This is a genomic window from Oryzifoliimicrobium ureilyticum (assembly GCF_037199735.1).
In the GTDB taxonomy this organism is placed as follows: Bacteria; Pseudomonadota; Alphaproteobacteria; order Rhizobiales; family Rhizobiaceae; genus Rhizobium; species Rhizobium ureilyticus.
Map to the genome: position 1 here is coordinate 67,152 of NZ_JBBBVQ010000004.1, position 15,357 is coordinate 82,508.

Below are 15,357 nucleotides of genomic sequence, written 5' to 3' on the forward strand. Positions count from 1 at the left end.
ATGTCCTCCCGATCCCCTCTCTTGCCATTCTAGGACAAGATGCAGACGGGAGAAACGGTTGTCTTGCAGCTTTCTGCGCGGCCGCGTCGTGCCCAATGGCGCTCAAGTTTCGACCCGCCGGCAGACCGATGAACGCGCCTTGCGCACACGATCATCGATGCCGTGTTTAACGTTCGCTTAGGGGATCAGGCGGCTGGCGCGCAGTTCCTCGAAGAGGGCGAAGAAGGCATCGTCGGTGGGCTGGTAGTCGAGGAAGCCGAGACGGCGGCTCTTCGACATGTCGGTGACGACCTCAATCGGCCTGCCGAGATCGGCATCGGTATGCCAGGGCGAAACGAGCCTGTGGATGTCGGGTTCGGCAAGATCGTGCTGCGCGGCGATCTCCCGCCAGACCTTGGCATCGTCGGCCATCTGTTCTTCCAGAGGGCGCACCGTGCCGTCAAAGGGGGCAGGCGCGATGCCGAACCAATCGGCGATGCGGCCCCACATCCATTTCCAGCGGAAGACATCCCCGTTCACGACGTTAAAATCCTGGTTGGCGGCCGATGGCGTGGTGGCCGCCCAGCGCAGGTGCCGGGCGAGCAAGCCGGCATCGGTCATGTCGGTCAGCCCTTCCCACTGCATGGCAACGCCCGGAAAGCGGAAGGGCCTGCCGGTATGGGCGCAGATCGCGGCATAGACGGCAAGCGTCGTGCCCATGTTCATGGCATTGCCGATGGCCTTGCCGACGATGGTATGCGGGCGGTGAATGCTCCAGGTGAAGCCGTCACGCGCCGCCGCAGCAAAGACCTCGTCTTCCTGCGCATAATAGAAATTCTCGATGTCGAGACGTCCTTGTTCCTCGCGGAACGGCGTCTGAGGCAACGCGCCCTTGCCGTAATTTTCGAACGGGCCGAGATAGTGCTTGAGGCCTGTGACCAGCGCGACATGGCGAACCGAGCGGGCCGGCGAAAGCGCATCGAGAAGATTGCGCACCATGGCGGAATTGATGCGGATATTTTCCGCTTCCGTCGGCTGGCGCAGCCAGCTCGAGATGAAGACATGCGTCGGGGCGATGCCCGCCAGCGCCTGGCTTAGCGACGCCGGATCGAGAAGGTCCGCAGCAACCGGCGTCACCTTGGGCTGAGGCTGCGGCTTGCGCGCCAGACCCCAGACCTGCCAGTCCGTCTCGCCAAGCAATTTTGCCGTGGCGCTGCCGACGATCCCGCTTGCGCCGACGATCAATGCTTTTCCTGTCATCCCTTGCTCCTTGAAATTTCGGGGCTGTTTTTATCCGTTGCAGCTCCATCTAGGTGCCATGCACCGGGCTTGCCAGAAGGCACCCAGACGGGACATAGACACCCTGGAGTAACCAGGCATGGAGACAGATGATGAAGGCGGGTTCACCGGATCACGAGTGGCGTGAGGACTGCGCGCCGCGCCGCGTTCTTGAAATCTTTTCTTCCAAATGGACCAGCATGATCCTGCATGTGCTGCATACCCGGCTCGATGGCTGCGCCCGAACGGGCGTTCTTCTGCGCAGCCTTCCCGGCATTTCCAAGAAGATGCTGACGCAAACCCTTCGTGACATGGAGGCGGCAGGCCTCGTCAGCCGGCGCGTCTACGGCACCGTTCCGCCGGCCGTCGATTACTCCCTCACCGAACTCGGAAGGCGCTTCGTCGAGCCAATCGAGCTGCTTTATGCCTGGGGACGGAACAATGCCGATGCGCTCGATGCGCTGAAGACCAAGAAGGATGAGGTGTAGAAAGTGCACGCCGAGTGGGCGGCGCGATTGTCTTGAACGGCTTTCAGGCAGAGCGGACTTGCCTTCATCAGGATTTACAACATTTGAAGTCCAAGAGACCAATCATCAAGGAGGAAGATTTGAAGCCACTCGTTAGAGTTCTCGCTGCTTTCGTCTGGCTCGGATTGTCCGTGCTTTCGGCTGAGGCGGGCATTTCGGCCGACAATCAAAAAGAGTCGGCGGCGGCGTTTCAGACGCTTGATGCGGCGGCGCGTGAAACGCGTAAGGTCGGCAGTATGCCGCGCTTGTCGAATGCCGATCAGGCGAAGGTTTTGAGCCGCTTCTGGAATGCAGAATCCACGCTCGGCAACCCGCCCTATCGCGCCACCGATATTCCGGGGCTTATGACCGTCGGGGAAAGAGCTGCTCTCGTTTTCAAGTCCTATGCGCTTTTCACTGCACAGCCTGGGGGCATTCCGGATACCAATGTCAATGCGGCCGCCTATCAGGGCGAGATCAGCCGTGCAGGGGCCTATCTCCTGAAGGTCTTCGCTGCCGAACTCGAGGCCGCAACGGATTTTTTCGCAACTTTGCCGAAAGAGCAGATGAACGATGCCCGCCGCAATGGTCTGCGGCAGATGCGGCTTGGTATCATGCAGGAGGTGACGGGCATTGCCCTAATGCTGCGCTCGCCCGATCTGCGTCCTGAAAATCGGAGGGTGTTGCTGGACGCTTTGACCGACACGGCTCCCTCGATTGCCGCGGCAACGACCCCGCTCGACCGGCAGGCTATGGTCGCGCAGGTGGGAAGTTTGCTGCCTGCCCTTAACGATGAGGAACGCGCCAAGGCCGAGACGCTGAAGAATGCCTTTGCTGGGCAGGATTGCACGGGGCTTTGCCTGATCAGCGACCAGTAGGGAAAAGAGGCTCGGAGCGACTGAGGACGCGACATCATGAGCAAGTTTGCCTGGAAAGAACGCGCAAGGGAGGCTGAGGAGGCTCGGCTTGCGCTTCATACCGGTCCTGCAACGCGTGGGAAAAGCGAGCACTTCTTCAAGGCGATCGAGGCTGCCTATCCGGCGGATTTCGACAGGGACTATAACCTGTTGAAGAAAGGCGATGCGCGCGGGGCCGAGATGGCCATCGCGTTTTTGGAGGCTGATCCCTGGTTCTTCCGATCGGGCTATATGAAACAAAGGCTTGCGCATTTCCTCAAGCGCGTTCGGTTGTCGAAGACGCAAGTGGATCGTCTCGAGACGGTGCTCTTGAAGATTGTGGATGAACGAAACACACACGAGTTTCGCAACTATTGCCGACTGGCGAGAGCGATCGCGACACCGAAATTGTGGGCGCAACTTACCGAGCGGCTGACGGACAGCGATCCGCGGCGCAGATTGCGGGCGGCATGGATGCTGGCCGTGATCGAGCAAGGCGGCGCCGTGCGCAAGCCGGGAAGATAACTCCAAATGAGAGGAAGATCATCGATATCAATTCACAAAGCGCGGGTTTTGGACAAGGGCGTGTATCAGGTTTTCGCCGCATCGAAGGCAAGGCGTGAGGCTTCGATATCTTGCCAGGTATTGCGGATCCAGTCGGTGAAGGCGGCAAGCGGCTGCAGCATAGACTTGCCGCGCTCGGTGAGTTGATATTCCACCCGCGGCGGCACCTCGGGATAATAATGGCGTTTGATCAGACCGTCACGCTCCAGGTTCCGAAGCGTCAGTGTTAGCATGCGCTGCGAGATATCGGGGATGCCGCGCCGAATTGCGCCGAACCGCATCGGCGTGTCGGGCGATAACGCCAGCAGCGAGATGACAAGGATCGTCCATTTGTCGCCGAGGCGCTCCAGAATGCTGCCCGGCGCGCAGGGCGTGAGCATTGGCCCATGCACCGTCTCGATGACAGGCCGGCCGTTGATTTCTCGCTGCATGATGGCCTCCTCCAATGGTTATCCGGATGTAACCGACGATCAAAAATGTGCCGTCTTGCGCTGCTTTTCAATCGGTTCCAGATGGTAACCGTCAATAATTACTGAAGGTAACCATTATGAGCGGACAAGCGGAATTTCTGATATTCGGCGCAACGGGACAGCAGGGCGGCGCGGTGGCGCGCGCCCTGAAGGCCAAAGGCAAGGTGGTGCGCGCCTTTGTGCGCGATCCGCTGGGCGAGCGGGCCAAGGCGCTCCACGGCGAGGGGTTCGAACTTGCCGTCGGCGATCTTTTTGATCCGGCCTCCATCGATCGCGCCATGCTCGGCATCGCCGGTGTCTTTTCGGTTCAGACAAGCTCGCCGGCCGGCATGGTGACGGATGCCGAGGAGGTGCAGCATGGCAAGGCGATCGCCGACAGCGCCGTTCGCCACGGGGTGCGCCATCTCGTCTATTCTTCCGGGGGGGGCGCGGGCAAAGGCCCGACCAGAATGGGGCATTTCGACAGCAAGAGCGAAATCGAAGCCTATGTCCGAAGCCTGCCGATCATGACGACCATCACTCGCCCGGCAACCTTCATGGAAATGCTGCTTCTCCCCGGTATGGGATTGCCGCAAGGCATGTTCAGTTTCTTCATGCATCCGGATCAGGCCATGCAGATGATCGCGCTCGGCGATCTTGGCCGGATGAATGCACAGATCCTGGTCGCGCCGGATCGATATCAGGGTGAAATCATCGAGCTTGCCGGCGCGTCGGTCACCGGCGCGGGTCTGGAGCGCGCCTTTACGAAAGCGGCAGGACGCCCGATCGGCTATCGCCGCTTTCCGCCGGCTCTGCTTGCCGGCAATCCGTTTCTCAACCGGCTGACGGAGCTCCTCGATAGCGGTCTTCTTGCCGGGGCCGCCGATCTTCAAGCCCTTTCACGCGAGTTCGGCGAACTCACCTCCTTTGAAGATTGGCTGGCCGGGCCTGGCAAGCCGCTGTTCGAGGCAGCGCTGCGCGAGCGCGAAGCGGAGGTGGCGCTTCGCTGAGGGTAGCGCCGGGGTTTTCCTCTCTGCCGCTCCGTGAGGCATTTTATCTCTGTCGCTGGAAATATTCCTTTCGATCGAACGGATTAGGCCCGGTGCGGGCGCGGATAGGCGGGGAGATCTGCGAGGCCAAGGGCGCGTAGTGCTCAAACGCGCTCTCCATGGTTCCGCTGCCGCTGGTCAGGCCCAGCAATTGCTGCTGGATCGCCTGAACCTTGGCCGCGGGCATTGTGCCTTCGAGCCTTGCTCGTGCCTCCGTCACCTCTGTTTGTTCGACCGCTGCGGCATTCTTGCCCAGCAGGGTGAGAAGCGGGCTGAGGCTCTTTGCGGGCGCGTCGATCGTAAAGCGATCAACCGGCTCGCATACGATCGTCTGCGCCTTTTCAAGCGCCTCTGCCAGCACCAGCGGCGTCAGGCCGCGAAAATCGGCGGCCGTGGTCTGCGGGGAGGTTTGCGCCGCTGCCGTCAGCGCGATATGGCAATCGATGATCTGCCAGCCGAAGATGCCCTGCTTTAGGACGTCGAAGACCGTTTCCTCCACGGCCTTGTAGAAGGCCGCCGGCATTTGGCCGAGGTCAACCTCCAGCGCAAAGCTGTTGCCGCTGCCGGGCGGGCGTGGTTCGGCCCTGAGGCCGACTGTGGCAAGATAGGGATTGGGCGCCCTGAAGATTATCTCCAGGCCTTCCCCTATCCCGATGAGGCGCTCGGCATAGAGCACCGTGCTTTCCTCAAAGCGCGCCGCAATGGAAAACTCGCTTTGCAGCATGGCGGCGATGACCTCCTTCTGCACCTCGCCGTAAAGCGAAAGGAAGAGATCGCGGCTTTCCTCGTCGCGGCGCAGATTGATCAGCGGATCCTGCTCAGCCAGTTGATCGAGCGCCAGCCACAGCTTTGTGTGATCGCCCGGATGGCAAGCCACCACCCGTGTTTCCAGCGTTGGCGGGGCAAAAGTCGCATCGACTGTTCGGTCCGATCCCGGCGCTCCTTTCATGTCCTTTGAGAGGAGTCCGATCCGGTCTCCGCTGCGCGCCGTCGCAAGGCCGGAAAGGCGCGCGATCTCACCCGCCTCGGCCATGCCGGTCTGCTCCATGCGCCCCTTACGGAATACATGAATGCCGGTGACGCGGGCCGGGCCGGCGGGCAGATCGAGGGTCTGGCGAAGGGCAATGCGCCCGGAGGAAAGCTGGAGGTAAGCAAGCTTTTCGCCGCCCCAGCCACGCTCGATCTTGAAGATGCGGGCTGAGAGGGGGGCATCGAGATCGGCATCGCGCGCCGGCAAGAGATCCGCAAGTGCCGGCAAAAGCGCAGCGACCCCGATGCCCGATAGCGCAGCGCCGGCGAAGGCCGGATGGAGGCGGCCTTGCGCAACCTGGCCGGCGAGGCTCTGCATCAGGCGGGCGGAATCGATGCGGCGCGGCGAAAGCAGGTAGTCTGCCAGCAAGGTCTCGTCGTGATCGGCAAGCTGTTCGATGAGCCGCGTGCGGTGCGGCTCTGCCGTCAGGTCGCAAGGATCGGCTGTTGCCAGGCGGCTGCCGGCACCGCGCACCTCGCACATCGCAACGGGCGTAACGACAAGCTCCGCGCCGAGCGTTTCCAAGAGTTCGTCATAGCGCGCACCGAGGCGATCCACCTTATTGATGAAAAGGAGGAAGGGAACGCCGAGCCGCTTGAGGGCGCGCACTAGGACCCGCGTTTGCGCCTGCACACCCTCGACCGCCGAAACCACCAGAATGGCGGCATCGAGAAGGCCGAGCACACGCTCCACTTCCGCGATGAAGTCGGGATGGCCGGGCGTATCGATGAGGTTGACGATGCGGCCGGCCACCTCGAACGAAACAACGGCGGCCTTGATGGTGATGCCGCGCTCGCGCTCCAGCGCCATGTTGTCCGTCAGCGTATTGCCGGCATCGACGCTGCCGGGCTTTTCAATGACACCTGCTTCGAAAAGAATCCGTTCAGTCAGGCTTGTCTTGCCTGCATCCACATGGGCAAGGATGCCCAAATTCAAACTGCGCATGAACCACCAGTTTCTCAGAATTCGGAAGGCGAATGTCGTGAGATGATGATCTGCGCATTGGGACCTCTTCAGGTTTGTGGCGGCTATGCCAGCGGCGGGTGTGCGGCACCTTGGCAGGCATTGCAATCTAGCGCTGCAGAAAAAAATATGTCAAGCCAGCAGCGAGCTGCAGCATTTTCTCCCGTCCGAGATCGCTTTAGTTTGTTTTCGAGATTTTGAGGGATGCCATTCGCTGGGATCTTCCTAGATCTGCGTTGCATTGGCTTTTGTCGTCTTTGCTTCATTCAAGATGGGGGCGTCCCGTGTTTTCAACGAGTGCTGACATAATCCGCAGCAACTTTCTGTTGCTTCTGCTGCTGGTGCTAATGGGCGTGGGGACTGATATTGCGGCCGCTTACTCGCCGGCGGCGATGTGGGTGATGACGGGCGTCAATTTTGTGGGGGTCAGCTTCTGGCAGGTGAAAGTTGTTCAGGCGGTGTTGAGCGAGACGAGGGGAGCTCGCTGGCAGGTCCGCGCAACGATCATCGTCGTCCTGAAAGGCATCGCTGTCTTCCTGTTTTCGCTTCTGTGTGCGACGGTGTTTTTGGTCGCGATCAGGATGGCACATATTGTGGATTATCTGACCGCGCTCAGGATCGCAGCCTTGTTTTTTACGGCTGTTTATTTTCTCTTACTCGTTGTGTCGCGCACCTGGGTTCCAGCTGGCGTTCATGGGCAACATGGTACGCTGAAGCGCGCAATCCGCACGGGCCTCAAGCGCTTTGTCCCGTGCCTTCTTTTCTTAGGATTTATGGGGCTTGTGTTCTTAGCGCTTATATTTCTGGCGATCTTTGCTGCGGCCGGTTTCAGTTTCGAGGTACTTGGAAGGGAAAAGCTTGACGCCGCCGAGGTAGCCGCGTCGGTCTTCAGAAACCTTGTTTCGTACGGGTTCATCACCTTGTGGATGGTGGTTTCGACGCGCGATTATGTGGCGCTGGAAGAGGTCGATATGGGCGAGAAACTTCTCGCGGTGTTTTGATGGGTTTATCGGACGGGACCGGCTTGCGGCTGTCAGGCAGTGGTCGGCTCATCCGTCAAGATCGCCTCCAGCGCTTCGACGAGGCGTTCGCACTCGGCGTCTGTGCCGATGGAAATGCGCAGGTAATTGTCGATGCGTGGCTTGTTGAAGTGGCGCACGAGGATGGCGCGGGCTTTCAACGCAGCGGCAAGCTCAGCGCCACTGCGCGTTGCATGGGCAGCAAACACGAAATTGGCCGAAGATGGCAATATGTGGAAGCCAAGGCTACCGAGCGTGGCGGAGAGCCGCTCGCGGGTCTGCACGATCATTTCGCAATGCTGCTCGAACCAGTCGCGATCCTGCCAGGCGGCAAGGCCGCCCTCCTGGGCGAGCCTGTCGAGCGGGTAGGAATTGAAGCTGTCCTTGACGCGTTCCAGCGCCTCCATGAGCGGCCTTTGACCAATCGCAAATCCGATGCGCAGGCCGGCAAGGCCGCGCGACTTTGAAAAGGTCTGGACGACGAGAAGGTTCGGATGGTTGCGCACCAGCGACACAGCGCTTTGCGCCCCGAAATCCACATAGGCTTCGTCAATGACCACAGGCTGATCGGGATGGTCGGCAACGAGGCGCTCGATCTGGTCAAGGCCAAGGGCGATGCCGGTGGGTGCATTGGGATTGGGCAGGATGATGGCGCCGGATGGCCGGCGATAATCTGCGATCTGCACGGCGAGATTTTCGTCGAGCGCGATCTGTTCGAAGGCAATGCCGTAGAGCCGGCAATAAGCCGGATAGAAACTATAGCTGATATCGGGGAAGAGCAGCGGCGCATCATGCTTCAGCAGCGCCTGAAACGTATGCGCCAGCACCTCGTCGGAGCCATTACCGACGAAAACCTCCTCTGGAGAAAGGCCGTAGCTTTCCGCAATCGCCGTGCGAAGGGCAAGTGCGCTCGGATCGGGATAGAGCCGCAGGCTGCGCGAAGCCGCCGCCGTGATTGCCGCCAGAGCATGCGGCGAGGGGCCGTAAGGATGCTCGTTGGTGTTGAGCTTGACGAGGTTTTCCATGCGCGGCTGTTCGCCCGCGACATACGGCTGCAAAGTCTCGACGACAGGGCTCCAGTAACGGCTCATCGGCATTTTCCATTCGGGCGGGTTTTGCGCCTTCGCGCGCCGGTCGATCTTATGCCATGCCGCCGCCATGGACGGCAAGGCGAGGAAAAGCATGCCGATACTCCGGGGACTAAGCGGTCCGGCGATCCGATCAATTCTCTCGGATCCATACTATTGACGGTTGAAAATTTCCTTGCAGATATCCTACGCACTTTCGCCGGGGACGATGAAAATGCTTCAGGATATGTTTCGTGTGATCGCACGCAATCGCGGCCTCTACGCTGTCAGCCTTTTTGCGCAAATGGTTATCTTTCTCGCCAGCAATCACGGAGCTCCCAAGAGCATCCTGCTCGGTGCACTTGTGGTTCTGCTGGTGTTCCAGTTTCTGCTGATCCAAAATTTGCTGGGGGATGAAAAGAGTACCCGTTCGCCGCTTTCGTCCTTCATCGGCTACTTTCTCAAAAGCCTGCTATTCTATATCCTCGCCTTCTTGATAGCCGTGGTTCTTTTCGCGGTTCCACAGGCCTTTCGTCTTTTCCCGGTATGGGCAAACGCTATGCTGGCCGTCATCAGCCTCGTGATTGGCTGGGTCGCCATGATGATACTGCTCGGATCGTGGATACCTGCGGGAATGGCCGGCATAGAAACGTCGTTCATGGCGGCGTTGCGACGCAGGCGGCAGTCCTTTTTCAGCCGGCTTGGTAAAGCCCTTCTCATCTCGATTTTGCTCTACCTCGTGTCCAGCCTGGTGCCTTTCGTCATCGGCTATACCCATCCATCGATCATGCAAGAAAGTGGTTCGCTGTGGATGGATCTAAGCAACATCACTGCCTTGCCGTTCCAACTTCTGATCCCGGCTGTCGTGGCCGTGGACATGGTAGAGCAGTTCCGCCGGGCAAGCACTCAAGGACGGACTGCACAGCTGGTCGAGGTCTTCTGATGCTGCCGTTCCAAAGAATGCATCCGTGTACAAAAAGACCCAAGGGTTTAATCGCTGCCGGTGTCGTCGCTCAATATGGCGATAGTGTCGCAAAGCTTTTTCAGGTCGAAGTTTTACCATCTGTCTTCGAGCAAGCTTGATAGGAGTTTGAAGCCTATGCTGAGTCAGACATTCAAGGCTATCAACCGCAATCGGCTGCTCTATCTGGCAATCACCTTAGTTTTGTGGCTTACCTTCGTGGCCGTCAATCATGGCGCGAACCCCTTTGTTCTGCTGGTCAGCATCCCCGTTGTGCTCGGCTTCCAGTTCATCCTGATGGGAAAGCTTCTGGATATCGAGTGGACGCAGCGACGCCATCTCCTATCGTTTGTCGTCTTCCTCCTGAAGAACCTTGCTTTTTTCGTTATCAGCTTCGTCACTGTTGTTGTGGTCGTGAACGTCGCGTTTCTGAAGATATACCCTTTTCACGCTGCCATCATCGGCATCATCGCTGTATCGACTTTTTCATTAGCCTGGATCGCATTGACTGCCTTTCTCGGCTCCTGGATGGCAGCAGGGGTCGATGGACGGGAAGCTTCGCTGAAGGCGGCCTTTCTGCGTGGTCGTCGCCCGTTTTTGCGGCGGTTCTTCCATCTTCTGATCGTCACGGCTCTGTTTACCGGCGTCTCGCTGGTGCCTTCCTTGCTGATCAATATTCAGCCGAAAGGGCCGGCCTGGGTCGATGCTGCCGATCTCGTTTCACTGGCAATGCAAATGGGGCTTTGCGCTTTCTATGCAGTTTATATGGTTGATCAGTATCAGGAAATGGGCGCGCAGCATCGCGCCGAACAACTGGTGGAGGTCTTTTAGGGGCAGGCGGCCAGACTACACGCGCGGTGTCTTCTTCACTCTGCCTTCTCCAGCCGCGCCCAATGGGCCATTTCGCCCGGCACCGCGCTTTTCGCGACTGTTATCTGAGGTGCGGATGCCGGTGGTTTGGCTTTCGGCTGTGCTGCGCCGTCTTTCAAATCCGATCCGCAGAAGAGATGCATCAGCATGGTCATGACAGTTGCGACACGGTCATCGGCGATGGAATAATAAACCTGGCGGGACTCGCGCCGGGTTTGCACGACGCCTGCCTGGCGAAGCTCACCCAGTTGTTGAGACAGGCCGGGCTGTTTAAAGTCGAGATCATGCTGGATTTCGCTCACCGACCGCTCCTTCTGTGCGATGTGACACAGAAGCATCAACCGGCTCGGCGTGCTGAACAGGCGCATGAAATCGGCCGCTTCGGCAGATTTTTCCTGCATCGCTTCAAGCGATAAAGAAAGTTCGCTCACGCGCGGCGCTCCCGATAATACCAGCTTTGTCCATCGGGCAGTTTTTCTGCCTCTTCCATCGAGGCGGCGGCCGGTTCGACCAGCCTTTGACCCGGATGCCATCCCTCCGGTGTCAAAGCGCATTCGCGCTGAGAGGTCTGCAGGGCCTCAACAAGACGCAAAAGCTCATCGACCGAGCGACCGACATTCATCGGATACCAGACGATGGCGCGGATAATGCCGTCGGGATCGATGACGTAGGTGGCGCGCACCGTTCCACTGTTCTCAGAGGCCGAATCGAGCATGCCATAGGCCTTGGCAATCACCATCGAGGAATCCTCGATGAGGGGAAAGCGCACCTTCACGCCGAAGGTCTGCTCGATATCGCGCAGCCATGCGACGTGCGAGTAGAGGCTATCGACCGAAAGGCCGAGCAGTTCGCAATCAAGGCGCGCGAATTTCTCCTGCGCTTTGGCAAAGGCGATGAACTCGCTGGTGCAGACCGAGGTGAAGTCGGCCGGATGCGAGAAGAACAGCAACCAGCGGCCTTGATAGCTCGAAAGGGAAACTTCTCCCGCCGTCGATCGGGCCGAAAAGCCCGGCGCCCGGTCGTTGAGCCGAAGCGATCCATAGCGATCCTGATTGTCGGTTTTCACCGCGTCCATATCGAGCCCACCTTCCGAGGATTCCCGTTGCCACCTATAGCGGCTTCATGATTTCGTGACTACCGAAAATATGATCTTTCATAATTACTATAAATATGTATTTTATATCCGTATCAAAGGAGGCGATGATGGCCGAAAATCTGACCGATGCACATCTTGTTCATGCCTGTGACGTTGTTTGCGTTGCATTGAATGATGTTGCCAAACGTCCTGTCGTAACGTCGTTTTTCGATGCAGCAACCTTCACGGTGAGCCATGTGGTGCGTGATCCAAGCTCGAAGGCCTGCGCGATCGTCGATAGCGTCCTCGACTACGACCCTGCCTCTGGCCGGACGATGAACGCCTCGGCGCATGCTCTCGTCAATTACGTAAAGTCCGAAAGTCTGGAAGTGCAGTGGCTGCTGGAAACCCATGCTCATGCCGATCACCTGTCGGCTGCCCCGCTTCTGCAGAAAGAAATCGGCGGACAACTCGCCATCGGTCGCGAGATCGTTCGGGTTCAGGAGGTCTTTGGCAAGATCTTCAATGCCGGCACGGAGTTCCAACGCGATGGCAGTCAGTTCGATCAGTTGTTCCAGGATGGCGATCGCTTCAAGATCGGCAATCTCGATGCGGTGGTTCTGCATGTGCCAGGTCACACGCCGGCATGCCTTGCCTATGTGATCGGTGATGCCGTCTTTCCCGGTGATACGTTGTTCATGCCGGACTACGGAACGGCGCGATGCGACTTTCCAGGCGGCGATGCGCGCGTGCTCTACCGTTCCATCAAGCGCTTGACCCAACTGCCGGACGAGGCGCGCATGTTCATGTGCCACGACTACAAGGCGCCGGGTAGGGATGCTTATGCCTGGGAAACGACTGTCGGCGCTCAGCGGCTCGGCAATGTTCATGTGCATGAGGGCGTTAGCGAGGATGATTTCGTCGCGATGCGCAATGCGCGCGATGCCACGCTTTCGATGCCAAAGCTGATCCTGCCATCGGTTCAGGTGAATATGCGTGGCGGCAAGATGCCGCCTGCAGAGGAAAACGGCGTTCAGTATCTGAAGATCCCGGTCAATATCCTGTAGCAGGCTCGAGATCATGATGAATTTCCATTTCATATGGCCTCTTTCCGGCGGCTTGCTGATCGGCCTTTCAGCAGGCCTTTACCTTTTACTGAATGGCCGGATCGCCGGCATTTCGGGACTGACCGCCTCGGCACTGGGCTGGACATCCGGCGGCGTGAGCATTCTTGGGCTCGGTTTTATCGGCGGTGTTCTGGCCGGTGCGGCGGCGGTCTTTGCCTTGCTGGGGCATGCCGGCTTGACCATCACATCCTCGCCGATCCTTTTGGTCGTCGGCGGTCTTCTCGTCGGTTTCGGCACGCGCCTCGGCTCCGGCTGCACCAGCGGCCACGGGGTTTGCGGGCTTGCGCGGTTATCGCCCCGATCCATGGTGGCGACAATGACGTTCATGATCGTGGCTGCCATCACCGTTTATGTGACGCGCCATCTGGTCGGGGGCTTCTGATGGCTTACCGGATCTTCGCGTCGGTTCTGTGCGGCCTTCTCTTCGGCGTCGGCCTTGTCATCTCCGATATGGTCAATCCAGCCCGCGTGCTCGCCTTCCTCGATGTGACCGGCGGCTGGGATCCCTCGCTTGCCTTCGTCATGGGGGGCGCGCTCATTCCTTCTTCTATCGCCTATGCGATTAAGCGCCGTCGTCGCAAGCCGATGTTGGACGGCGCATTTCATGTTCCCGCCAGCCGCACCATCGATCGCCCGCTCGTGACCGGCGCTGTCCTGTTCGGTCTCGGCTGGGGACTGGTGGGGCTCTGCCCCGGTCCTGCCATCGCTTCGCTCGTCACCGGTCGTTGGCAGGTGGTGCTTTTCGCCGCCGCCATGCTGGCCGGCATGTTCGCCTACCGCATCGTCACCTCCAGGCAAACGCCGCCGCTTCATGCTCATTGAGGAGCTATCATGGACATCCGCAAGATAAACGACGATATCAGCCTCTCACCTCAGGTGAGGCTTGCCGATCTCGACGAACTTGCCCGGCTCGGCTTCAAGTCCATCATCTCCAACAGGCCGGATGGAGAGGAAGAAGGCCAGCCCAGCGCCGAAGCGATCCGGTTGTCGGCCGAAAACGCTGGCCTTCAGTTCAGGCATATCCCTGTCGTTCTGAGCGATATTGGCGATCGCGATGTGGCTTTGTTTCGCGAAACCCTCGACATCTTGCCGGGTCCGGTTCTCGCCTTTTGCCGGTCAGGCACGCGCGCTGCAACGCTCTGGGCGCTGTCTCAGTCCCCGGTCGTCGGGGGCGATGCGGCTCTGTCGGCCGCAAAGGCGGCAGGCTACGACCTGACGCATCTGCGATCCAAGTTGGAGCGGATGCCGGGCGTACGGAAGGCGGACGCCGCGCTCACCTGCGATGTTTTGATCGTCGGGGCAGGCGCCGCTGGCATTGCAACGGCCGCCAGCCTCATCAAGCGCCGTCCGTCCCTGACGATCGTTCTGGTCGATCCATCGGATCGCCATGCCTATCAGCCCGGATGGACCATGGTGGGGGGCGGCATTTTCAAAGCCAAAGACACCGTCAGGCAAATGTCGGCCGTTATTCCCGATCGCGTCCAATGGGAAAAAGCGGCGGTGGCCGAGTTCGATCCCGAGCATGACAGCGTGATCCTTTCGGACGGACGGCGCATCACCTATCGCATGCTCGTCGCCGCACCCGGCATCAAGCTCGACTGGTCTGCCATCGAGGGGGTCGAAGACACGCTGGGCCGCAACGGCGTGACGTCCAATTACCGCTATGACACCGCACCCTATACATGGTCGCTGGTGGAAAATCTGAAGGGTGGGCGCGCGCTCTTTACCCAGCCGCCGATGCCGATCAAATGCGCTGGCGCGCCGCAGAAGGCGATGTATCTTTCCGGCGATCATTGGTTCCGCAAGGGCCGGATCGCGGACATCGCAATCGAATTCCACAATGCCGGACCGGTGCTCTTCGGCGTTAAGGATTACGTGCCAGCCTTGATGGACTATGTCCGCAAGTACCGTGCCAACCTCAATTTTGGCTCCAAGCTGCTGTCGGTCGATGGATCGCGCAAAGAAGCGCGCTTTGCGAAGACGGCAGCCGATGGCAGCGTGACGGAAGAGACGCTGGGCTTTGACATGATCCATGTCTGCCCACCGCAGATCGCGCCGGATTTTGTGCGCAACAGTCCGCTTGCCAATCCGGCCGGGTGGATCGAGGTCGATGAGAGGAGCCTGCAGCACAAGCGCTATGCAAACGTGTTTTCGCTCGGCGATGCGGCAGGAACTTCGAACGCCAAGACGGCCGCCGCCGCACGCAAACAGGCTCCCATCGTTGCGGAAAACCTTCTTGCCTGTCTCGATGGAAAGCCGATGCCGGCCGCCTATGACGGCTATGGCTCGTGTCCGCTCACCGTCGAGCGCGGCAAGATCGTATTGGCCGAGTTCGGCTATGGCGGCAAGTTGCTGCCAACCTTTCCCACATGGCTAATCGATGGCACGAAGCCATCAAGCCTTGCCTGGTATCTGAAGGCCGAAGCACTGCCGCCAATCTACTGGCACGGGATGTTGAAAGGGCGCGAATGGTTTGCCTCGCCCGTCCTCAATCAAAACGCGGCCTGATGGGCGGCGGGGATTT

The 15,357-nt window shown here is 59.4% G+C and carries 17 protein-coding genes; 11 read left to right on the plus strand and 6 right to left on the minus strand.

What is annotated here, in order from left to right; all coding sequences use genetic code 11:
• Nucleotides 1-177: 177 nt before the first annotated feature.
• Entirely contained in the window at nt 178-1,239 is a 1,062-nt protein-coding gene (locus tag VQ830_RS07575; RefSeq protein ID WP_337267478.1) for an SDR family oxidoreductase, read from the minus strand.
• Between the two features lie 131 nt (nt 1,240-1,370).
• Here VQ830_RS07575 and VQ830_RS07580 point away from each other — a divergent pair, with 131 nt between their 5' ends.
• From VQ830_RS07580 to VQ830_RS07590, 3 genes are all read left to right on the plus strand, one after another.
• Nucleotides 1,371-1,745 carry a winged helix-turn-helix transcriptional regulator gene (locus tag VQ830_RS07580; protein WP_337267479.1) on the plus strand — a complete coding sequence of 125 codons (375 nt, stop codon included), beginning with the start codon at nt 1,371-1,373 and terminating at the stop codon, nt 1,743-1,745.
• A gap of 119 nt (nt 1,746-1,864) precedes the next feature.
• On the plus strand, nt 1,865-2,641 hold the full coding sequence (locus tag VQ830_RS07585) for a hypothetical protein (protein ID WP_337267480.1): 777 nt from the start codon (nt 1,865-1,867) through the stop codon (nt 2,639-2,641).
• A 36-nt stretch (nt 2,642-2,677) separates the two neighbouring features.
• Nucleotides 2,678-3,184, plus strand: coding sequence for a hypothetical protein (locus VQ830_RS07590; protein WP_337267481.1), 507 nt, complete (start codon nt 2,678-2,680; stop codon nt 3,182-3,184).
• Nucleotides 3,185-3,249: 65 nt separating this feature from the next.
• On the opposite strand, the gene VQ830_RS07595 is transcribed toward VQ830_RS07590, so the two are convergent.
• Complete coding sequence (locus tag VQ830_RS07595) at nt 3,250-3,669, minus strand: winged helix-turn-helix transcriptional regulator (protein WP_438617453.1); 420 nt, start codon at nt 3,667-3,669, stop codon at nt 3,250-3,252.
• A gap of 101 nt (nt 3,670-3,770) precedes the next feature.
• Here VQ830_RS07595 and VQ830_RS07600 point away from each other — a divergent pair, with 101 nt between their 5' ends.
• A complete protein-coding gene (locus VQ830_RS07600) occupies nt 3,771-4,682 on the plus strand; it encodes an NmrA/HSCARG family protein (RefSeq protein WP_337267482.1) in 912 nt (303 codons plus the stop codon).
• 43 nt (nt 4,683-4,725) lie between these two features.
• Here the strand turns inward: VQ830_RS07600 and VQ830_RS07605 are convergent, their stop codons facing one another.
• Nucleotides 4,726-6,696 carry a GTP-binding protein gene (locus VQ830_RS07605; RefSeq protein ID WP_337267483.1) on the minus strand — a complete coding sequence of 657 codons (1,971 nt, stop codon included), beginning with the start codon at nt 6,694-6,696 and terminating at the stop codon, nt 4,726-4,728.
• A gap of 302 nt (nt 6,697-6,998) precedes the next feature.
• Here VQ830_RS07605 and VQ830_RS07610 point away from each other — a divergent pair, with 302 nt between their 5' ends.
• Nucleotides 6,999-7,715, plus strand: coding sequence for a hypothetical protein (locus tag VQ830_RS07610; protein ID WP_337267484.1), 717 nt, complete (start codon nt 6,999-7,001; stop codon nt 7,713-7,715).
• Between the two features lie 32 nt (nt 7,716-7,747).
• Here the strand turns inward: VQ830_RS07610 and hisC are convergent, their stop codons facing one another.
• Nucleotides 7,748-8,824 (minus strand): histidinol-phosphate transaminase, encoded by a 1,077-nt coding sequence (hisC, locus tag VQ830_RS07615; protein ID WP_337267685.1) that lies wholly within the window; start codon nt 8,822-8,824, stop codon nt 7,748-7,750.
• Nucleotides 8,825-9,035: 211 nt separating this feature from the next.
• Here hisC and VQ830_RS07620 point away from each other — a divergent pair, with 211 nt between their 5' ends.
• A complete protein-coding gene (locus VQ830_RS07620; RefSeq protein WP_337267485.1) occupies nt 9,036-9,743 on the plus strand; it encodes a hypothetical protein in 708 nt (235 codons plus the stop codon).
• 156 nt (nt 9,744-9,899) lie between these two features.
• The gene (locus VQ830_RS07625; protein ID WP_337267486.1) at nt 9,900-10,592 is read left to right on the plus strand and encodes a hypothetical protein; all 693 of its coding nucleotides are present in this window, start codon (nt 9,900-9,902) and stop codon (nt 10,590-10,592) included.
• Nucleotides 10,593-10,627: 35 nt separating this feature from the next.
• Here VQ830_RS07625 and VQ830_RS07630 read toward each other — a convergent pair whose 3' ends face one another.
• On the minus strand, nt 10,628-11,062 hold the full coding sequence (locus VQ830_RS07630; protein ID WP_337267487.1) for an ArsR/SmtB family transcription factor: 435 nt from the start codon (nt 11,060-11,062) through the stop codon (nt 10,628-10,630).
• Entirely contained in the window at nt 11,059-11,706 is a 648-nt protein-coding gene (locus VQ830_RS07635; RefSeq protein ID WP_337267488.1) for a peroxiredoxin, read from the minus strand. The genes VQ830_RS07630 and VQ830_RS07635 overlap by 4 nt, the downstream gene beginning before the upstream one ends.
• Nucleotides 11,707-11,834: 128 nt before the next feature.
• On the opposite strand from VQ830_RS07635, the gene VQ830_RS07640 reads away from it, so the two are divergent.
• Genes VQ830_RS07640 through VQ830_RS07655 form a run of 4 tightly spaced genes read left to right on the plus strand, consistent with a single transcriptional unit; the run spans nt 11,835 to nt 15,341 of the window.
• The gene (locus VQ830_RS07640; protein WP_337267489.1) at nt 11,835-12,773 is read left to right on the plus strand and encodes an MBL fold metallo-hydrolase; all 939 of its coding nucleotides are present in this window, start codon (nt 11,835-11,837) and stop codon (nt 12,771-12,773) included.
• 13 nt (nt 12,774-12,786) lie between these two features.
• Nucleotides 12,787-13,215 carry a YeeE/YedE family protein gene (locus tag VQ830_RS07645; protein ID WP_337267490.1) on the plus strand — a complete coding sequence of 143 codons (429 nt, stop codon included), beginning with the start codon at nt 12,787-12,789 and terminating at the stop codon, nt 13,213-13,215.
• Nucleotides 13,215-13,655 (plus strand): DUF6691 family protein, encoded by a 441-nt coding sequence (locus VQ830_RS07650; protein ID WP_337267491.1) that lies wholly within the window; start codon nt 13,215-13,217, stop codon nt 13,653-13,655. The genes VQ830_RS07645 and VQ830_RS07650 overlap by 1 nt, the downstream gene beginning before the upstream one ends.
• Nucleotides 13,656-13,664: 9 nt before the next feature.
• Nucleotides 13,665-15,341: a bifunctional protein tyrosine phosphatase family protein/NAD(P)/FAD-dependent oxidoreductase gene (locus VQ830_RS07655; RefSeq protein ID WP_337267492.1), complete on the plus strand. Its 1,677-nt coding sequence runs from the start codon at nt 13,665-13,667 to the stop codon at nt 15,339-15,341.
• Nucleotides 15,342-15,357 lie beyond the last annotated feature (16 nt).